At 66.0% G+C, this 16537-nt stretch carries 15 protein-coding genes; 6 read left to right on the top strand and 9 right to left on the bottom strand.

Annotated features, from left to right (window positions below; all coding sequences use genetic code 11):
- Positions 1-55 precede the first annotated feature (55 nt).
- Positions 56-2164 (top strand): putative bifunctional diguanylate cyclase/phosphodiesterase, encoded by a 2109-nt coding sequence (locus U5A57_RS35955; RefSeq protein WP_321916567.1) that lies wholly within the window; start codon positions 56-58, stop codon positions 2162-2164.
- Here U5A57_RS35955 and U5A57_RS35950 read toward each other — a convergent pair.
- Genes U5A57_RS35950 through U5A57_RS35935 form a run of 4 tightly spaced genes read right to left on the bottom strand, consistent with a single transcriptional unit; the run spans position 2161 to position 6778 of the window.
- Positions 2161-3183, bottom strand: coding sequence for a CaiB/BaiF CoA-transferase family protein (locus tag U5A57_RS35950; RefSeq protein ID WP_321916522.1), 1023 nt, complete (start codon positions 3181-3183; stop codon positions 2161-2163). The two genes, U5A57_RS35955 and U5A57_RS35950, sit on opposite strands and share 4 nt — an antisense overlap.
- Before the next feature lie 36 nt (positions 3184-3219).
- Entirely contained in the window at positions 3220-4350 is a 1131-nt protein-coding gene (locus tag U5A57_RS35945; RefSeq protein WP_321916520.1) for an acyl-CoA dehydrogenase family protein, read from the bottom strand.
- Between the two features lie 41 nt (positions 4351-4391).
- Positions 4392-5939, bottom strand: coding sequence for an AMP-binding protein (locus tag U5A57_RS35940; RefSeq protein ID WP_321916518.1), 1548 nt, complete (start codon positions 5937-5939; stop codon positions 4392-4394).
- Positions 5918-6778, bottom strand: a complete 861-nt coding sequence (locus tag U5A57_RS35935) for an IclR family transcriptional regulator (protein WP_321916516.1) — start codon at positions 6776-6778, stop codon at positions 5918-5920. Before U5A57_RS35935 ends, U5A57_RS35940 begins: the two co-directional genes overlap by 22 nt.
- 342 nt (positions 6779-7120) lie before the next feature.
- Here U5A57_RS35935 and U5A57_RS35930 point away from each other — a divergent pair, with 342 nt between their 5' ends.
- Genes U5A57_RS35930 through U5A57_RS35920 form a run of 3 tightly spaced genes read left to right on the top strand, consistent with a single transcriptional unit; the run spans position 7121 to position 9907 of the window.
- A complete protein-coding gene (locus U5A57_RS35930; RefSeq protein ID WP_321916514.1) occupies positions 7121-8314 on the top strand; it encodes a thiolase family protein in 1194 nt (397 codons plus the stop codon).
- Positions 8315-8350: 36 nt separating this feature from the next.
- A complete protein-coding gene (locus U5A57_RS35925) occupies positions 8351-9130 on the top strand; it encodes an SDR family NAD(P)-dependent oxidoreductase (RefSeq protein WP_321916512.1) in 780 nt (259 codons plus the stop codon).
- A 12-nt stretch (positions 9131-9142) separates the two neighbouring features.
- A complete protein-coding gene (locus tag U5A57_RS35920) occupies positions 9143-9907 on the top strand; it encodes a crotonase/enoyl-CoA hydratase family protein (protein ID WP_321916511.1) in 765 nt (254 codons plus the stop codon).
- A gap of 13 nt (positions 9908-9920) precedes the next feature.
- Here U5A57_RS35920 and U5A57_RS35915 read toward each other — a convergent pair whose 3' ends face one another.
- Together U5A57_RS35915 and U5A57_RS35910 are read right to left on the bottom strand one after the other, a co-directional pair.
- Positions 9921-10682: an aldolase gene (locus U5A57_RS35915; protein WP_321916509.1), complete on the bottom strand. Its 762-nt coding sequence runs from the start codon at positions 10680-10682 to the stop codon at positions 9921-9923.
- Positions 10683-10735: 53 nt separating this feature from the next.
- Entirely contained in the window at positions 10736-11215 is a 480-nt protein-coding gene (locus tag U5A57_RS35910) for an Lrp/AsnC family transcriptional regulator (protein ID WP_321916507.1), read from the bottom strand.
- Between the two features lie 115 nt (positions 11216-11330).
- Between U5A57_RS35910 and U5A57_RS35905 the strand changes: the two genes are divergently transcribed.
- Both U5A57_RS35905 and U5A57_RS35900 read left to right on the top strand, forming a co-directional pair.
- Complete coding sequence (locus U5A57_RS35905; RefSeq protein ID WP_321916506.1) at positions 11331-12548, top strand: diaminopropionate ammonia-lyase; 1218 nt, start codon at positions 11331-11333, stop codon at positions 12546-12548.
- A 19-nt stretch (positions 12549-12567) separates the two neighbouring features.
- Positions 12568-13776 (top strand): M20 aminoacylase family protein, encoded by a 1209-nt coding sequence (locus U5A57_RS35900; protein ID WP_321916504.1) that lies wholly within the window; start codon positions 12568-12570, stop codon positions 13774-13776.
- Here the strand turns inward: U5A57_RS35900 and U5A57_RS35895 are convergent.
- Genes U5A57_RS35895 through U5A57_RS35885 form a run of 3 tightly spaced genes read right to left on the bottom strand, consistent with a single transcriptional unit; the run spans position 13737 to position 16476 of the window.
- Positions 13737-14765: an acyl-CoA dehydrogenase family protein gene (locus tag U5A57_RS35895; protein ID WP_321916502.1), complete on the bottom strand. Its 1029-nt coding sequence runs from the start codon at positions 14763-14765 to the stop codon at positions 13737-13739. The genes U5A57_RS35900 and U5A57_RS35895 overlap by 40 nt on opposite strands.
- A 13-nt stretch (positions 14766-14778) precedes the next feature.
- Positions 14779-15945 (bottom strand): acyl-CoA dehydrogenase family protein, encoded by a 1167-nt coding sequence (locus U5A57_RS35890; protein ID WP_321916501.1) that lies wholly within the window; start codon positions 15943-15945, stop codon positions 14779-14781.
- A 60-nt stretch (positions 15946-16005) separates the two neighbouring features.
- Positions 16006-16476, bottom strand: coding sequence for a MaoC family dehydratase (locus tag U5A57_RS35885; RefSeq protein ID WP_233888092.1), 471 nt, complete (start codon positions 16474-16476; stop codon positions 16006-16008).
- Positions 16477-16537: the final 61 nt, after the last annotated feature.

The raw sequence follows: 16537 nt of genomic DNA, 5'->3' as shown, positions 1-16537 counted from the left end.
TAATGTGGCGCGATGCCCGGGGTGAACGCGTGGTGAACCAGGAGACTTTCCCGTGATGAGCGTAGTGGGCTGCATCGTCTACAAGCACAATCTGTGGCTCGTCGTCGTCGCGCTGCTGATTTGCGCCGCGGGCTCGTGGGTCACGGCGCGGCTGCTCCTGCGCGCGTTCGCGACGCATTCGCTGCAGCGTCTCGGCTGGTCGTTCATCGCGGCCGTGGTCGCCGCCGCCGACATCTGGTGCACACACTTCATCGCCATGCTGGGCTTCGAGCCGGGCGTGCCGATCTCCTTCGATCCCGTGCTGACCATTACGTCGCTGCTTATCGCGCTCGTGGGCAGCTTCCTCGGGTTTCTGCTCGCCACGAGCCAGGTCGCGAACCGCGCGACGCGCGCCGCGCCCGCGCTCGGCGGCGCGATTGTCGGGCTGGCGGTCGCGCTCATGCACTACGCGGGCATGCTCGCGTATCGCGTGCAAGGCATTGTGATCTGGAATCGCGTCGGCATCGCCTTGTCGATCGCGTTCGCGGTCGCGATCTGTGCGCTGGCGCTGCATCTTGCCGGCGTGACGGCGAGACGGCCGCAGGAGAACGCGGCCAGCGCGCGGGCAAACGCCGAAGCCGGCGCGCGCGTCGTGGCGGGCGTGCTCGCACTTGCCATCGCCGCGCTGCACTTCACCGGCATGTCCGCGTTCCAGGTCGTGCCGATGCCGATCGACGGCCACTTCTCGAATCCCGCCGCGCTGCAGGCGCTCGCGCTTGCGGTGGCGTGCATGGCGCTCGTGATCGCGGGCGCGGGCTGCGTGAGCTTTCTGCTCGACGACAGCGTGCGCGCCGAATCCGTCGAGCATCTGCGCACGATGGCAATGAGCGACATGCTCACGGGCCTGCCCAATCGCGCGAGCTTCAACGCACGCATCGACGCCGAACTGGCGCGCACGCAGGACACGCGCAAGCTTGCGCTCGTCGGCATCGACCTGAACCGCTTCAAGGAAATCAACGACCTGCACGGCCATCATGCCGGCGACGAAGTGCTGCGCATTCTGGCACGGCGTCTTTCGAGCCTGATGCACGAAGGCGAGTTCATTGCACGCGTGGGCGGCGACGAGTTCGTGGCGCTCACGCGCTTCGCCTCGCGCGAGGAGCTCGGCGATCTGCTTTCGCGCCTCGAAACCGCGCTCTACCGGCCCGTGCGCTACGACGACGCCGAAGTGCTTTCGGGCGCGAGCCTGGGCGTCGCCATCTATCCCGACGACGCCACCACCAAGACGGTGCTCATCAACAACGCCGACCTCGCCATGTACCGCGCGAAGGCGGACCTCTCGCATTCTGTGTGCTTCTACGAGCCGGCGATGGACGAGATCGCGCGGGCGCGCCGCTCGCTCACGCACGACTTGCGCGAGGCGCTCGCGCGCGGGCAGTTGAGCGTGCACTACCAGGTGCAGACCTCGATCGCAACGGGCGACATTTGCGGCTATGAAGCGCTGCTGCGCTGGGAGCATCCGCGGCTTGGCTTCATCTCTCCCGCCGAATTCATTCCGCTTGCCGAAGAGAACGGTCTCATTCTCGGCATTGGCGCCTGGGTGCTGCGCGAAGCATGCATGCGCGCCGTTTCGTGGTTGCCGCCTTACAAGGTGGCCGTGAATCTGTCGCCCATACAACTCTCGCACGCTGATTTGCCGAAGCTCGTGGAGACCGTGCTGGTCGAGACAGGCCTCGCGCCCGAACGCCTGGAGCTCGAGTTGACCGAGACCGCCATTTTCGCTGACCGCGAGCGCTCGCTCGACGTGCTGCAGCGGATCAAGGCCATTGGCGTGAGTATCGCGCTGGACGACTTCGGCACCGGCTATTCGTCGCTCGACACGCTGCGCTCGTTTCCGTTCGACAAGATCAAGCTCGATCAGTCCTTCATCGGCGAGGCCGAATCGAACCGGCAGGCCACCGCGATCATTCGCGCGGTGCTCGCGCTAGGCAAGAGCCTTGGCATTCCGGTGCTGGCCGAAGGCATTGAAACCGAGGCGCAGCTCACGCTGCTCGCCGACGAAGGCTGCGACGAAGTGCAGGGCTATTTGCTCGGCCGCCCGGCGCCGCTCAGTCATATTGTCGCGACCGGCCAGCTTTCGTTGCTCGCCGACGATGAAGCGACGCTGGGCGAGGTGCGAGGCTAAGCGCTCGCGCCGCCGTAGCTCACGAAGCGCGGCGCGCATTGCGGCTGCCACGCCTCGCCGCTCTGTGCGAACGCGCCGCGCGCGGTGTTGTGCGCATCGAGCGGCGCTTCCGCGAGACTCAGCACGGGCGTCACACACGCATCGCTGCCTTCGAACACGGCGGTCCATGCGTCGCGCGTGCGCGTGGCAACGGCCTCGGCAATGCGTGCCTGCACTTGCGGCCAGTGCGCCCGGTCACGTTGCGGCAGCGCCAATAGATCTTCCGCGCCGATTCCCTTCATGAACGCCGCATAGAACTGCGGCTCGATGCAGCCCACGGCGATATAACGGTTGTCCGCGCAACGATACGTGCGATAAAAGGGCGCGCCGCCGTCGAGCAGGTTCGTGCCGCGCTCGTCTTGCCAGTGCCCCGCCGCGTAGAAGCCGTACATCATGCTCATGAGCATGGCCGCGCCGTCGGTCATCGCGGCGTCGACCACGCAGCCAACGCCGGTCCCTCGTGCGCGCAGAATCGCGGCCACCACGCCGAACGCGAGCAGCATGCCGCCGCCGCCGAAGTCGCCAACCAGATTGAGCGGCACCACAGGCTCGCCGCCCGCGAGACCCACCGCATGCAGCGCGCCCGAGATCGCGATGTAGTTGATGTCGTGGCCCGCCGTGTGCGCGAGCGGGCCGGTTTGCCCCCACCCGGTCATGCGGCCGTAGACGAGCGAGGTGCGGCGGGCCTGGCACACTTGCGGGCCGAGCCCTAGCCGCTCCATCACGCCGGGACGAAAGCCTTCGATCAATGCGTCGGCACTCGCGATCAGGTCGAGTGCGCGGGCAACGTCGGCGTGGCGTTTGAGGTCGAGGGCGACGTATTCGCGCCCGCGCGCAAGCGGTCCGGTTGGCTCGGGCGCACCCGCGCGGCCGATGCAGATCACGCGCGCGCCCATTTGCGCGAGCAGCATGCCGCAGAACGGCGCGGGGCCGAGCCCCGCGAACTCCACGACGGTAACGCCTTCCAAAGGCTTGATCATGTGTGCCTGCTTCCCGGTGTGTCGCTTGGCGCGCCGTTACAGCGTGCGCGCGATGATTTCCTTCATGATCTCGTCGGTGCCGCCGTAGATGCGCATGACGCGCGCGTCCACCCACGCGGTGCCCACCACATACTCGGACATGTAGCCATAACCGCCGTGCAACTGCAGGAATTCGTCGAGCAACTGGTTCTGCAGTTCGGTGGCGTTGAGCTTCGCCATCGCGGCGTCCACCGGTGAAAGCTCGCGCCGCAGATGTCGCGCAATGCAATCGTCGACATAGATGCGCACCATCTCCGCCTTCGCGCGCGCATGCGCGAGCTTGAAGCGCGCGTTCTGGAAGTCGAAGATCGCCTGGCCGAACACCTTGCGATCGCGCGTATAGCGAATCGTGCGCTCGAGCATGCCTTCGATCGATGCGGCCGCGCGCACCGCAATCACGAGCCGCTCCTGCGCCAGTTCGCGCATGAGGTACGAGAAGCCCTGGTTTTCCTCACCAAGCCGCTGCGTGATGGGAACGCGCACGTCCTCGAAGAAGAGTTCGGACGTGTCTTGCGCGCGCAGGCCGATCTTGTCGAGCTTGCGGCCCTTGCTGAAGCCGGGCGTGCCTTCCTCGACCACGATCAGCGAAACGCCCTTGCCGCCGAGTTCCGGCGCGGTCTTGCAGACCACGACCACGAGGCTGGCGTTCTGGCCATTCGTGATAAAGGTTTTCTGACCATTGATGACGTAGTGATCCCCGTCTTTGCGCGCAGTGGTGCGCACCGACTTGAGATCGCTGCCCGTGCCGGGTTCGGTCATGGCGATGGCGCCGATATGCTCGCCGCGCGCGAGCTTCGGCAGCCATTCGCGCTTTTGCGCCTCACTGCCGTACGCGAAGATATAAGGCGCGACGATATCCGAATGCAGCGGAAAGCCAATGCCGCTCGCGTTCACGCGCGCGAGTTCCTCGATCATGATGGCCGCGTGGCCGAAGTCGCCGCCGCCGCCGCCGTATTCTTCAGGAATCGTGCAGCAAAGCAGACCTTCCTCGCCCGCACGCCGCCATACCGACTTCGGCACGATGCCTTCTTGTTCCCATTGATGATGAAACGGCACGATTTCGCGCTCGATAAAGCGCCGGGCCTGTTCGCGGAAAATTTCGTGATCGTCGCGGAATACGCTGCGCATACTTTGTGTCTCCAGTATCTTTAGTAACTTCGTTATCCGTATCAAACTGCCGGCTGGCGGTAGCGCTCCTTGAGAATGCGCCGTAGCAGCTTGCCGTTGTCGTGGCGCGGCAGCGCCTCCTCGAATTCGACCGAGCGCGGCACCTTGATATGCGAAAGCCGCGCCCGGCAAAACGCAATCAACTCCTCGGCGAGCTGCGGGCTGGCGGCGTCGCGCTCGCGCGGTTGCACGACCGCCTTCACGGCCTCGCCGAACTCGGGGTGCGGCACGCCGATCACAGCAGCGTCGGCCACGGCGGGATGCTCGGCGAGCACGTTCTCGATCTCCTGCGGGTACACGTTCACACCGCCGCTGATGATGAGGTCCACGCGCCGGTCGCTCAGGTACAAATAGCCTTCTGCATCGACATGGCCGATGTCGCCGTAAGTGGCCCAGCCGTGGCGGTTGTAGACGCTGCGCGTCTTCACCGGATCGTTGTGGTACTCGAAAGCGGGGCCGCCTTCGAAGAACACGCGACCGATCTCGCCCACGGGCAGTTCGTGGTCCTCATCATCGACGATATGGATCTGTCCGTACTTCGAGCGTCCCACCGAGCCGCGATGCGCGAGCCATTCGTCCGAGGCGATCGCCGTGAGGCCCACGCTTTCGGAGCCGGCATAGTACTCGTAGATCACCGGGCCGAACCACGCGATCATCTGCTCCTTGATGTGCGGCGGGCACGGCGCGGCTGCGTGAATCGCCACGCGCAGGCTGCTCACGTCGTATTGCGCGCGCGTGGTCTCGGGCAGGTTCAGCAGGCGGATGAACATCGTTGGCACCCACTGGCTGTGCGTGACGCGGTAGCGCGCGATGGCGTCGAGCGCCGCCTCGGCGTCGAACTTCTGCAGCACGATGGCGCGGCCCCCGGTGTGCAGCATGCGCATGAGGTAACGCAGCGGCGCGGCATGGTAGAGCGGCGCGGTGCTGAGGTAGACCGAGTCGGCGCGAAAGCCGAAGGTTTGACGCCACGCTGCGGTTTCGGTGTCGTCGGCATCGCGCTGCTCGAACGGCACGAGCGGCTTGCGGATGCCCTTGGGCAGGCCGGTCGTGCCCGACGAATAGAGAAAGTCGCGGCCGCGCGGCAAGGGCGGCAATGGCGCGCTCGCATCGACACCGGCCAGCGCCGCTTCGAGCGAGGCGAAGCCAGGCAGCGCCTCGGAAGCACCGGCAACGAAGCAGGCGACGCCCGGCGCCGCGCCCTCGGCAACGAGCGTCGCCGCGAGTTCATGCATGGCCTGCGAGGCGATCAGCACGCGCGCGCCGCAGTCCTTGAGGACGTGCGCGGCCTCGCGTGTTTTCAACTGGATGCTGATCGGGGTGTAGTAGAGGCCGGCGCGCTCAGCCCCGATGGCGATGACGGCGAGCGCCGGATGATTCTCGAACAGCAGCGCAATGCCGTCGCCGGGTTGCAGGCCGAGGCCGAGGAGCCAGTGCGCGATACGCTCCGCGCGTTCGTCCAGCTCCTGGTAGGTGATGCTCTGCTTGAGTGCGGGGAAGCACAGGGCTTCCCGCGTGGGTGCTGCTACAGCTAGTTCGCGGACACGCTCCACGGTCTCGTCTCCATGTCATGCGCGGCCCCAGTCATGCTGCCGAGCGCTGCCTCCACGCGCCTGACGAGCGACATCAGCCGCGGGGCGATGTCGTCGGTCAACTGGTTGCCGCTGATGTTGAAAACTGCAATCGAACAGCCAAAAACCCAATACTCGTCGTCGATCGGGGCGGACAGCGCAATCGCCACCGAATGGATCTCGCGCTGCATGTCGCCGTGCGAGATCGTGCAACCGTGCGCGCGCAACTCCTGCTGCGCCTGCGCGAGGCGCTGCGAGAGCAACTCGCCCTTCGCGGGATCGCGCGCGAGCGTTTCCTGCAGGTACTGCTCGCGCTCAGCGCCTGGCACGGTCCACAGATACGCGCGGCCCGACGCCGTGCGCGAAAGCGAGAGCCGCGTGCCCGTTTCCGAGCGGTACACCGCGCTGCCTTCGCCCTGAATCACTTCGGCGTACGCCATGTTCAGGCGGTAGCCCACCGCGAGCGTGACCTGGCCGTGGCAGTAGTCGGCCAGCTCCTGCATCATCGGCCGCGCGATCTGCCGGATCGTCATGCGGCCAAGCGCCGGGGCGGCGAGACTCAGCATCTCCGTGCCAAGCACATACTTCGAAATGCGCTCCGAATAGCGCAGCAGACCGAACTCCGCGAGCGTGTTGATGAGCCGCAGCGCCGTGGGCTTGGGCAACCCCGTGCGCTCGACCAGATCGCGCGCCGAAAGCTCCGCGTCGCCCATCGAGAAGCACTGGAGGATCCGGATGCCGCGCGCGAGCGCGCTCACGAGCTGCGAGTCGGGTTGTGACTCGGCGGCGTCGTCGGTGCGGGAGTTGGCCTGGTCGTTCATTTCGGGTCCTTCGTCGGGGTAAGGGTGCGGCGTGCCGATGTGGCCCGCGGCAAACCCCGGATTCTAGCTTTCCGATACTCGCCGGAACAATTTTTTAAGACGCCAGGCTCATTTTTTCGCCCTCGCGATGCGGCGCAGCGCTCCGCTGCGCGCCGATGTCTCCTTTTTCGGTCTTCTGGTGTCAAGTCGTGCAAACAGTGTTGCGGATCGTGAACGAGAAATCAATAAAAATGATCCTATAGAACCGAAATATGTTTACCACTATTGAAATTGTGATTCGATGAGGTGTATTTTGAGTCAAGCGATTCATTTTCCATGAAACTTCCAACCGTTGAGAGAACCATGACCCATAGCGCGGTAATCGTCGACGCAGTGCGCAGCCCGATGGGCCGGACCAAGGCAGGCGGCGCGTTCGTCGACCTGCATCCTGTGGATCTGCTTTCGCAGGTCCTCAAGCAACTGATCGAGCGCAACGACCTCGACCCCGGCAGCGTGGACGACGTGATGATCGGCTGCGTGAGTCAGGTGGGCGAGCAGGCCTCGACGCCCGGCCGCCTCGCGTGGCTCGCGGCGGGCTTTCCGCAGCACGTGCCTTCCACCACCATCGAGCGCAAGTGCGGTTCGAGCCAGCAAGCCATCCATTTCGCGGCGCAGGCGATCATGGCGGGCGTGAACGAGATCGTGGTGGCCGGTGGCGTGGAGTCGATGAGCCGTGTGCCGATGGGGTCGTCGCGCATCGGCCGCGATCCGTATGGCGCGCTGTACCACTTGCGTTATCCCGAAGGCATGGTCGGCCAGGGCGTGAGCGCCGATCTCGTGGCGCAGAAGTGGGCGCTCACGCGCGAGGCGCTCGACGCCTACTCGGCGCAATCGCACAGCCGTGCCGACGCCGCGCGCGCGGCGGGCCAGTTCGCGCGCGAGATCGTGCCTATCGAGGTTCCGGGACCCGAGGGCGTGCGCCGTGTCGACCTCGACGAAACGATTCGCGCCGGGACCACGGTCGAGCGGCTCGCGGGCCTCGCGCCCTCGTTCGAAAGCGCGGAACTGGAAGCGCGCTTTCCGGGCATCCGCTGGAACGTGACGGCGGGCAATGCCTCGCAAATCTCGGACGGCGCCTCGGCGCTGCTCATCATGAGCGAGCAGAAGGCGGCGCAGCTGGGGTTGAAGCCGCGCGCACGCATTGTGGCGTTCGACGTTTGCGGCGACGATCCGCTCATGATGCTGACGGCGCCGATTCCCGCCACGCAGCGTTTGCTGAAGAAACGCGGTCTCGCCATCGGCGATATTTCGCACTTCGAAGTGAACGAGGCATTCGCCGCTGTGCCGCTCGCCTGGCAGAAGTCGCTGGGCGCGGACGGGGCGCGCCTGAACCCGGCGGGCGGCGCGATTGCGCTCGGGCATCCGCTCGGCGCCTCGGGTGCGCGCCTCATGACGACGATGCTCAACGCGCTCGAAGTGAGCGGCGGCCGCTACGGCTTGCAAACGATGTGCGAGGCGGGCGGGATGGCCAACGCGACGCTCATTGAACGCCTCTAAATAAAGCAACCACGAACGACGAAGGAGAAACGACACATGGACGAGCAGAACAAATTCGCCGGCACGGTGGCGGTGGTGACGGGCGGTGCATCGGGTCTGGGTCTCGCGAGCGCGCAGCGCCTGCTGGCTAAAGGCGCACAGGTCGTGATCGCCGACCTCGCCAGCTCGCGCGGCGCGGCGGTGGCCGACGAACTCGGCGCGAACGCGAGCTTTGTGGCCGCCGACGTGACGAGCGCCGACGACATGGCCGCCGTGTTCGAAGCGGCGACCAAGCGCGGCACGCTGCGCTCGCTCGTGCATTGCGCGGGCCGCGGCGGTGCGGTGCGGGTAATCGAAAAGGACGGCTCGCCGGGCTCGCTCGAAGCCTATGAAAACGTGGTGCGCGTGAATCTGTTCGGCACCTTCAACGCACTGCGTCTCGCGGCGGCGGCCATGGCGCGCAACGAGCCCGACGCGGGCGGCGAGCGCGGCGCGTGCGTGCTCACGGCGTCGGTAGCGGCATACGAAGGGCAGATCGGGCAGGTGCCGTATGCGTCGTCGAAGGCGGGCGTGGTGGGGATGACGCTCGTGGCCGCGCGCGACCTGGCGAGCAAGGGCATCCGCGTATGCACGATCGCGCCGGGGCTGTTCGACACGCCGCTGCTTGCGCGGCTGCCTGAGGAGATTCGCGAATCGCTTGGCCGCATGGTGCCGTTTCCGCCGCGCCTGGGTGTTGCCGACGAATTCGCCGCGCTCGCGCTGCATATCCTCGAGAATCCGATGCTCAACGGCGAGACCATTCGCCTTGACGGCGCGATTCGCATGCAGCCGCGCTGAGTGAGGCCGACCATGAGCGACGAATTGCTGATTGAGTATCGCGACGGAATCCAGATCCTCACGATCAACCGTCCCGAGGCGCGCAACGCCTGCACGAAAGCGGTGGCCGAAGCGATAGCCGCCGCGCTGGACGAACTGGAACGGCGCGACGACCTGCGGCTCGCCATCATCACCGGTGCGGGCGGCACCTTTTGTGCGGGCATGGACCTGAAGGGCTTTCTGAAGGGCGAACGGCCGAGCCTGCCGGGCCGCGGCTTCGCGGGCCTCACGCAAGCGCCGCCGCGCAAGCCGCTCATCGCGGCGGTGGAAGGCTATGCACTCGCGGGCGGCTTCGAAGTCGTGCTCGCGAGCGACCTCGTCGTGGCGGCGAACAACGCGCAGTTCGGGCTGCCTGAAGTCAAACGCGGGCTGTGTGCGGCGGCGGGTGGATTGTTGCGTCTGCAACAGCAGTTGCCGGAGCGCATCGCGATGGAGCTAGTGCTAACGGGCGACATGTTCGGCGCGCAACGCGCGTTCGAGTTCGGCCTCGTCAACCGCCTCACCGCGCCGGGCGAAGCGCTGGCGGGCGCGATCGAACTCGCGCAGAAGATCGTGGCGAACGGCCCGCTTGCGGTGGCCGCGAGCAAGCGCGTGATGCGCGAGTCGCGAGACTGGTCCAGCGCGGAGATGTTCGAGCGTCAGCGCGAAATCACCGACCCGGTGTTCGCTTCCGCCGACGCGCGCGAGGGCGCTTCGGCGTTCGCGGAAAAGCGCAAGGCGGTTTGGCAGGGGAAGTAGGACCGCCCCTTCCTCAGGCGTGTTTGAGCGTTCTTCGCAGCGCTGCGAAGAACAGTTCCGACTGCAATCGCTCACCCTGAATCTGGTCCGCCACGCGCTGCGCCACATCGGCCGCTACGGGTCGCAACGCGCGCCCGGTCGATCCCGCGAGCACCTGCGCGGCGCATGCGCGCTCGAGGTAATAGAGGTCGTCGAACGCGTAGTCGATACGCTCGCCGCACACCACCACGCCGTGGTTGCCGAGGAAGCCGATGTCCTTGCCGTCGAGCGCATGCGCAATGCGCTCGCCTTCCTCGGGACCGAGCGCGAGGCCGTTGTATTCGCGGTCGAGCGCGACCCGGCCGTGGTAGCGCATGGCGTTCTGCGACAAGGTGGTATCGAGCCCGCAGTCCTGTGTGAGCGTGAGGGCGGTGGCGTACGGCATGTGGGTATGCAGCACACAGGCCTTCTTTGCGATGGCGTGGATGGCGGCGTGAATGAACATCGCCGTGGGCTCCACGGCATGGCGGCCCGCCATCACGCGCCCTTGTGCGTCGACAATGACGATGTCGTCGGCCATGACCTCGCTCCACATCAGGCCGCGCGGGTTCAGCAGGAAGAGGCCGTCTTCGCCGGGAAGCGCGACGCTGAAGTGATTGCAGACGCCTTCACCGAGCCCGTAATGCGCGGCGGCCCGCAGCGCGAGCGCGAGGTCGGCTCGCAGCGTGGCGACTTCCGGGTGGTGGAACAACGCGTCACCTTCAATGGCTCCAGCATGATGCGCCGTGTTGCTCATGTGTCGTGGCTCCTGTTTTCCAAAGGGCTGTGTTGCGTCGAAATGCGCGTTTCTCATTCGCCGTTCAGCGCGAGCGGCACTTCGAGCCCCACCTTCACGCGGCTCATGCTCACCAGCGTCTTGAACCGCTTCACGTTGTTGTTCGAGAAGAATAGCTCGCGCGTGAGTTCCGTGTACTGGTCCATGTTGCGCACCGCGAAAATGAGCACGAAATCCCACTCGCCCGCGACGTAGTAGCACTGCTGAATCTGCGGGCATTGCGCAAACGTGCGCTTCATGGCGTCGAGCAGGTCGATCTGTTCGCTTTCCACCTCGACGGTCGCGACGATCGTAATGGGATGATCGACCTTCTCGGGCGAAACGATCGCCGCGTAATGGTCGATCACGCCATCGTCCACGAGACGGCGCAAACGCCGGTTCACCGCCGCCGTGGAGAGATTCACGCGCGCGCCGAGTTCGTTCTGAGGAATCTGGGCGTCGCGCTGGACTTCCATCAGGAGCTTGCGGTCGAAGGAGTCGAGATGTGTCGCCATTTGCGCGGGGGCCTGAAAGTCGATATTTTTTTGCGTGATTCGACCGCATTATGAGACTTTTTCGCAGGGGCTGCGCAATATCATTTCGGTACTGCAAGTTCACTGGAGCCGACCCATGCTGATCGCCAACCCCCGCGCCACGCGCAACGCCTACCCGGAAACGCTCAGGGGCATCCTGAACGTGAAGGCGGGCGACGAGAGCCGGGCCTGGCTTGCCGGGTGGGCGTTGATCAGCCCGGAGCCGACGCCGCTTTGGGATCTGGGCGGGGCGGCTGCGCGCCTGGGCGTTGCCCGCATTGGCCTCAAGGACGAATCGTTTCGTTCTCCTCTTGGCAGCTTCAAGGCGCTGGGCGCACCGATTGCGCTGATGCGTCTCATCATGCGCTTGTGGCCTCTGCAGGACGTCGATCCTCGCATGCTGATCGAGGGCCGCTACCGCGAGATGGTCACGAACCTCACGGTCATCAGCGCAACCGATGGCAACCACGGCAAGGCGCTTGCCGCAGCCGCGCGCTCGATCGGCTGCCACTGTGTGATCGTCCTTCATGCGAACGTCAGTGCGGAGCGCGAAGCGGCGATTGCCGCGTATGGCGCGCGGATCGTTCGAATCGCGGGCAACTACGACGAATCCGTGGAGCACGCGGCCCAACTCGCGAAGGCGAGCGGCTGGCACGTCGTTTCCGACACCTCTTATGAAGGATACGAGGCGATCCCGCGCGACGTCATGCAAGGCTACGGCACCATCGCAGCGGAAGTGATCGAGCAGTCTGGCGGTGCCGCATGGACGCATGTGTTTCTGCAAGGCGGCGTGGGCGGTCTGGCGGCCGGTGTGGCGAGTTATTTGTGGGAGCGCGATGGCGCCGCGCGTCCGCGCTTCATCGTGGTTGAACCGCGCCAGGCAGACTGCCTGTATCAAAGCGCCGTTGCGGGCCGCGCGGCGATTGCCACCGGATCGGTCGATTCGGTGATGGCGGGCCTGGCGTGCGGGGAGACGTCGCCGCTCGCATGGACGATACTCGAACCGTGCGTCGACAACTTCATGTTGATCGACGACGCGGACGCCATAGAAGCGATGCGCAGCCTCGCCAACGGCGCGGCTGGCGACGTACCGGTCGTATCGGGCGAGTCGGGCGCGGCGGGTCTCGCGGGCCTCGCGAAACTCATGCACGATCCCGATCTCGCGCGTGCAGCAGGGCTCGATGCGCGTTCACGCGTGCTACTGATCAGCACCGAGGGTGCCACGGCGCCAGGCCTGTACGCGGAGCTTGTCGGCGCGTCTGCGCAAACCGTGGCGGCGCGTCGCGACGCGTGGCTGACCCAGCTCACGCAGTAACCGGAAAGAGGACATCGACATGGAAAGCACGCTGCAAGGCCAACTCAAAAGCTGGCGACAGCATTTGCACCAGCGTCCCGAAACCGGCTTCGAGGAGATCCATACCGCCGACTACGTGGCGAAGATCCTCGAGACACTGGGGCTCGACGTGCATCGCGGCATTGGCGGCACGGGGCTCGTGGCGAACCTCACGGTGGGCGACGGCAAGCGCGCGATCGGCGTACGCGCCGACATGGACGCGCTCAATATCGCGGAGCATGCGCCGGGCCGCGCGCATGCCTCGTTGAACGCCGGAAAAATGCACGCGTGCGGGCACGACGGCCATATGTCGATGGTGCTCGGTGCGGCGCGGCTGCTCGCCGAGCGGCGCGATTTCAACGGCACGGTGCGCTTCATCTTCCAGCCGGCCGAGGAGCACGGCCGCGGCGCCAAGGCGATGATGGCCGCCGGCCTGTTCGAACGCTTTCCCGTCGACGCGATCTTCGGCGCGCACAACATGCCGGGCATGCCCGCCGGCACGTTCGCCACGCGCGCGGGGGGCATCATGGCGAGCGAGGATAATTTTGTTATCCATATCAAAGGCCGTGGTACGCACGCGGCGCGCCCGCATATGGGTGTCGATCCGATCGTCATCGCGTCGCAAATCGTCCTGGCACTGCAAACCATCGTGTCGCGCAATCTCGACCCGAGCCTGCAAGCGGTGATCTCCTGCACGGAATTCATCACCGACGGCATTCGCAACGTCATCCCGTCGAACGTGATCATCAAGGGCGATACGCGCAGCTATTCGAAGGCCGTGCAATCGCTGCTCGAAACCCGCATGCGAGAGGTCAGCATAGGCATTTGCCAGGCCCACGGCGCCGAGTGCAGCTTCGAGTACACGCACGAGTTCGCGCCAACGGTCAATTCGGAGCAGTTCGTCGAGCTGGCGGCGAACGCCGCGCGCAACGTAGCGGGAGAAGCCGCAGCGAACGCGAACGTGCAGCCGATGATGATTTCCGAGGATTTCGGCGCGTTCCTGCAGGTCGTGCCGGGCAATTTCATTTTTATCGGTAACGGCGACGTGCCGGAGCGCGGCGGTATTCCGCTGCACAACGCCAGCTACGACTTCAACGACGATATCCTGATGACCGGCGCGCGCTATTTTGCGGAAATCGCGCGCCTCGCGTTGCCGGTCGGAATCAACGATTACGTCGCGACCGCCGCCGCTTCGTCGAGCGCATCGTAAATGCCGATGACGCCCGCCGCAACGTTGCTCCAATGATCGATGGCGTGCGTGCCGACGACATCGTCCCAGAACGACTCCGATCCATATTGCAGACGTTGCGCGTGCAAGCGCCGCGTGTAGAGTTGCAGGTCGTACTCCTCGGTGATACCCATCGCGCCCACCAGCGCGTGCGCGCCGTTCGCCACCAGCGGTGCGGCGCGGCTCGCGCGCGCCTTCGCAATGGCCGCCGCGATGCGCTGCTCCGAAGTATGGTGGCCCGCACAGCCCAACTGGGCCGCGACGCGCGTGGCGGCCACGTGCTCGGCCATGACGCTCAACTGCTGCTGCACGGCCTGGAACTTGCCGAGCGAGCGGCCGAACTGCTGGCGCTCGTTCACGTAGCCTAGCGTCATGTCGAATACGCGCTGCATGCCGCCCGCCATCGTCGCGGCCGTGGCGAGCGCGCCCAGCTCGCCCACGCCACGCACACTTGCGGGCAACGCGCGCGCCGCGTGCGCCGGGTAGGTGAGCGTGGCGTCGAGGCTGTCGCCGTGTGCGCGCAATTCGGCATTGTCGAGCGGGACGAGGCTCGCGCCATCGGCGGTTTCGACGATGAGCGTGTCGGCCACGAGACCGTACGGCACGAACGCCGTGCCTTGCCGCGAGGCATTGCCAAGCGCGATGGCGATGGGACCGCGAGGCGCTTCGACGCCCGCGCGGGCAAGCAGGTCACGCGCAATCATCGTGTGCGCGGCCGGCAGCGGCAGCGCGTGCGCGCCGAATTCGAACAGCGCGCCCGCCGTGGCGGCGAGGCGCATGCCCGAACCGCCTTTCTCCTCGGGCACGAGTGCGTCGAGAAAGCCGAGCGCGTCGAGCTGGTCCCACAGGGCGCGTCCCGCGTTGCGCTCGCGAGCCGCTTCCACGGTGCGTACGAATTGCGGCGTGCAATGGCGTGCGAGCACGTTGTGCGCCGATTCGGTCAGCATGTCATCCACGGTGTTCTTCTCCATGTTCGTCGTTCGTTTAGCGCAGCCCGAGGCCGCGCGCGATCATGCCGCGCAGGATCTCGCGCGTGCCGCCGCGCAGCGAGTACGACGGCGCGATCTTCGTCACGTAGTCCAGCGTATCGGCAAGCTCGCGGGGCACGGCTTGCTGCGGTTGCGCGCCGAGCGCGTCGCCGATCAGCGTGGGCACGCTCTGCTCGAAGCTGGTGCCAAGGTCCTTCACGAGGGCGGCCTGGGTGGCGGGGCTTGCGCCGTCGGCAAGCGCGCCCGTGACGGCGACGGACATCGCTCGCAACGTGGCCAGTTCGGTCACGAACGCGCCGAGCGTGCGGCGCTCGCTTTCGCCAACCGGCGTACGGGTTGCGCGCGCGGCTTCGCGCAGCGTATGCGCCCATTCCTCAAGCAGCACGATGCTCGAATAGATGCGCTCGGGGCCGCTACGCTCGAACGCCAGTTCGGCGGTGACCTGTTCCCAGCCTGCGCCTTCGGTGCCGATCAGCGCGCTCTCGGGCAATTCGACATCGTCGAACGTGACTTCGGAGAAATGCGCGTCGCCGGCGAGGTCGCGGATCGGCGCGACATGCACGCCTGGCAGCGATAAATCGACGATCAGTTGCGAAAGCCCACGATGGCGGTCTTCGGGTACGCCCGAGGTGCGCACGAGGGCAATCATGAAATGCGAATGCGGCGCGTTCGTCGTCCAGATCTTGCGGCCCGAGAGGCGCCAGCCGGTGGCCGTGCGCTCGGCGCGCGTGCGCACGCTCGCGAGGTCGGAGCCCGCGTTCGGCTCACTCATGCCGATGCAGAAAAACGCTTCGGCCTTGCAGATGCGCGGCAAGTAGAACGCTTTCTGCGCTTCGGTGCCGTAGCGCGCGATGAGCGGGCCGCTTTGGCGGTCGGCAATCCAGTGAGCCGAAACCGGCGCGCCGGCCGCGAGCAGTTCTTCCACGAGCACGAAGCGCGCGAACGGACTGCGGCCGCCTCCGCCATATTCGCGCGGCAGCGTGAGGCCCAGCCAGCCTTGCGCTGCGAGCTCGCGGCTGAAGTTGGCGTCGAAACCTAGCCACGAACGCGCGCGTACGGCGGGCGGCACGCCTTTGAGCGCTTGCGCGAGAAATGCGCGCACCGGCGCGCGCAAGGCTTCGTCTTCGGGGGGAATCGTTCTGAGTGCGAATGGGTCGTTCATAACGTGCTGCGCGTTACAGCGCAGTTCCTGGCAGTGCGAAGTCGTCGGGCGCTTGCGCGCTCATTCGGGGCGGCCGGCGAGCATGCGCTTGACGGTGTACGAGAGCACGAGTTCGTCGCGCTGATTGAGTACTTCCACGCGGCTCGTGACCACGGCGCGATTGTGCTTCGAGGTGGGCTTCACTTCCTCGACTTCCACCACGCCGTAAATCGTGTCGTTGACGAGGACCGGCGCGTGCGCCTTCATCGAAAACTCGAGCATGGCGAGGCCGGTGCCCTGCACCATGGTCTGAAACAGCAAGCCTTCGATCAGGCCGCTCGTGAGTGCGCCCGGCACGGGGCGGCCGCTCATGGCGCCGTGTTCGAAATGCGCGTCGATGAAGATCGCCTCCAGCATGCCGGTAGCCGAAATGAAATTGACCAGATCGGTTTCCGTCACCGTGCGCCGGAAGGTGCGAAAGCGCTGACCCGCTTGCAGCTCCTGCCAGTAGAAGCCGCGTCCGAGCAGTTGGGCGTCCTCGTGTGTCGTCATGCCTGTCTTCCTCCAGTGTTGGATGGCGCGTTGCGCCGGTATCGTGTTCCGATTCTAGAAT

The organism is Paraburkholderia sp. J11-2 (assembly GCF_905220185.1).
In the GTDB taxonomy this organism is placed as follows: Bacteria; Pseudomonadota; Gammaproteobacteria; order Burkholderiales; family Burkholderiaceae; genus Paraburkholderia.
Note: the sequence above shows the minus strand (reverse complement) of the source record. Positions and strands in the feature narration are given on the sequence as shown.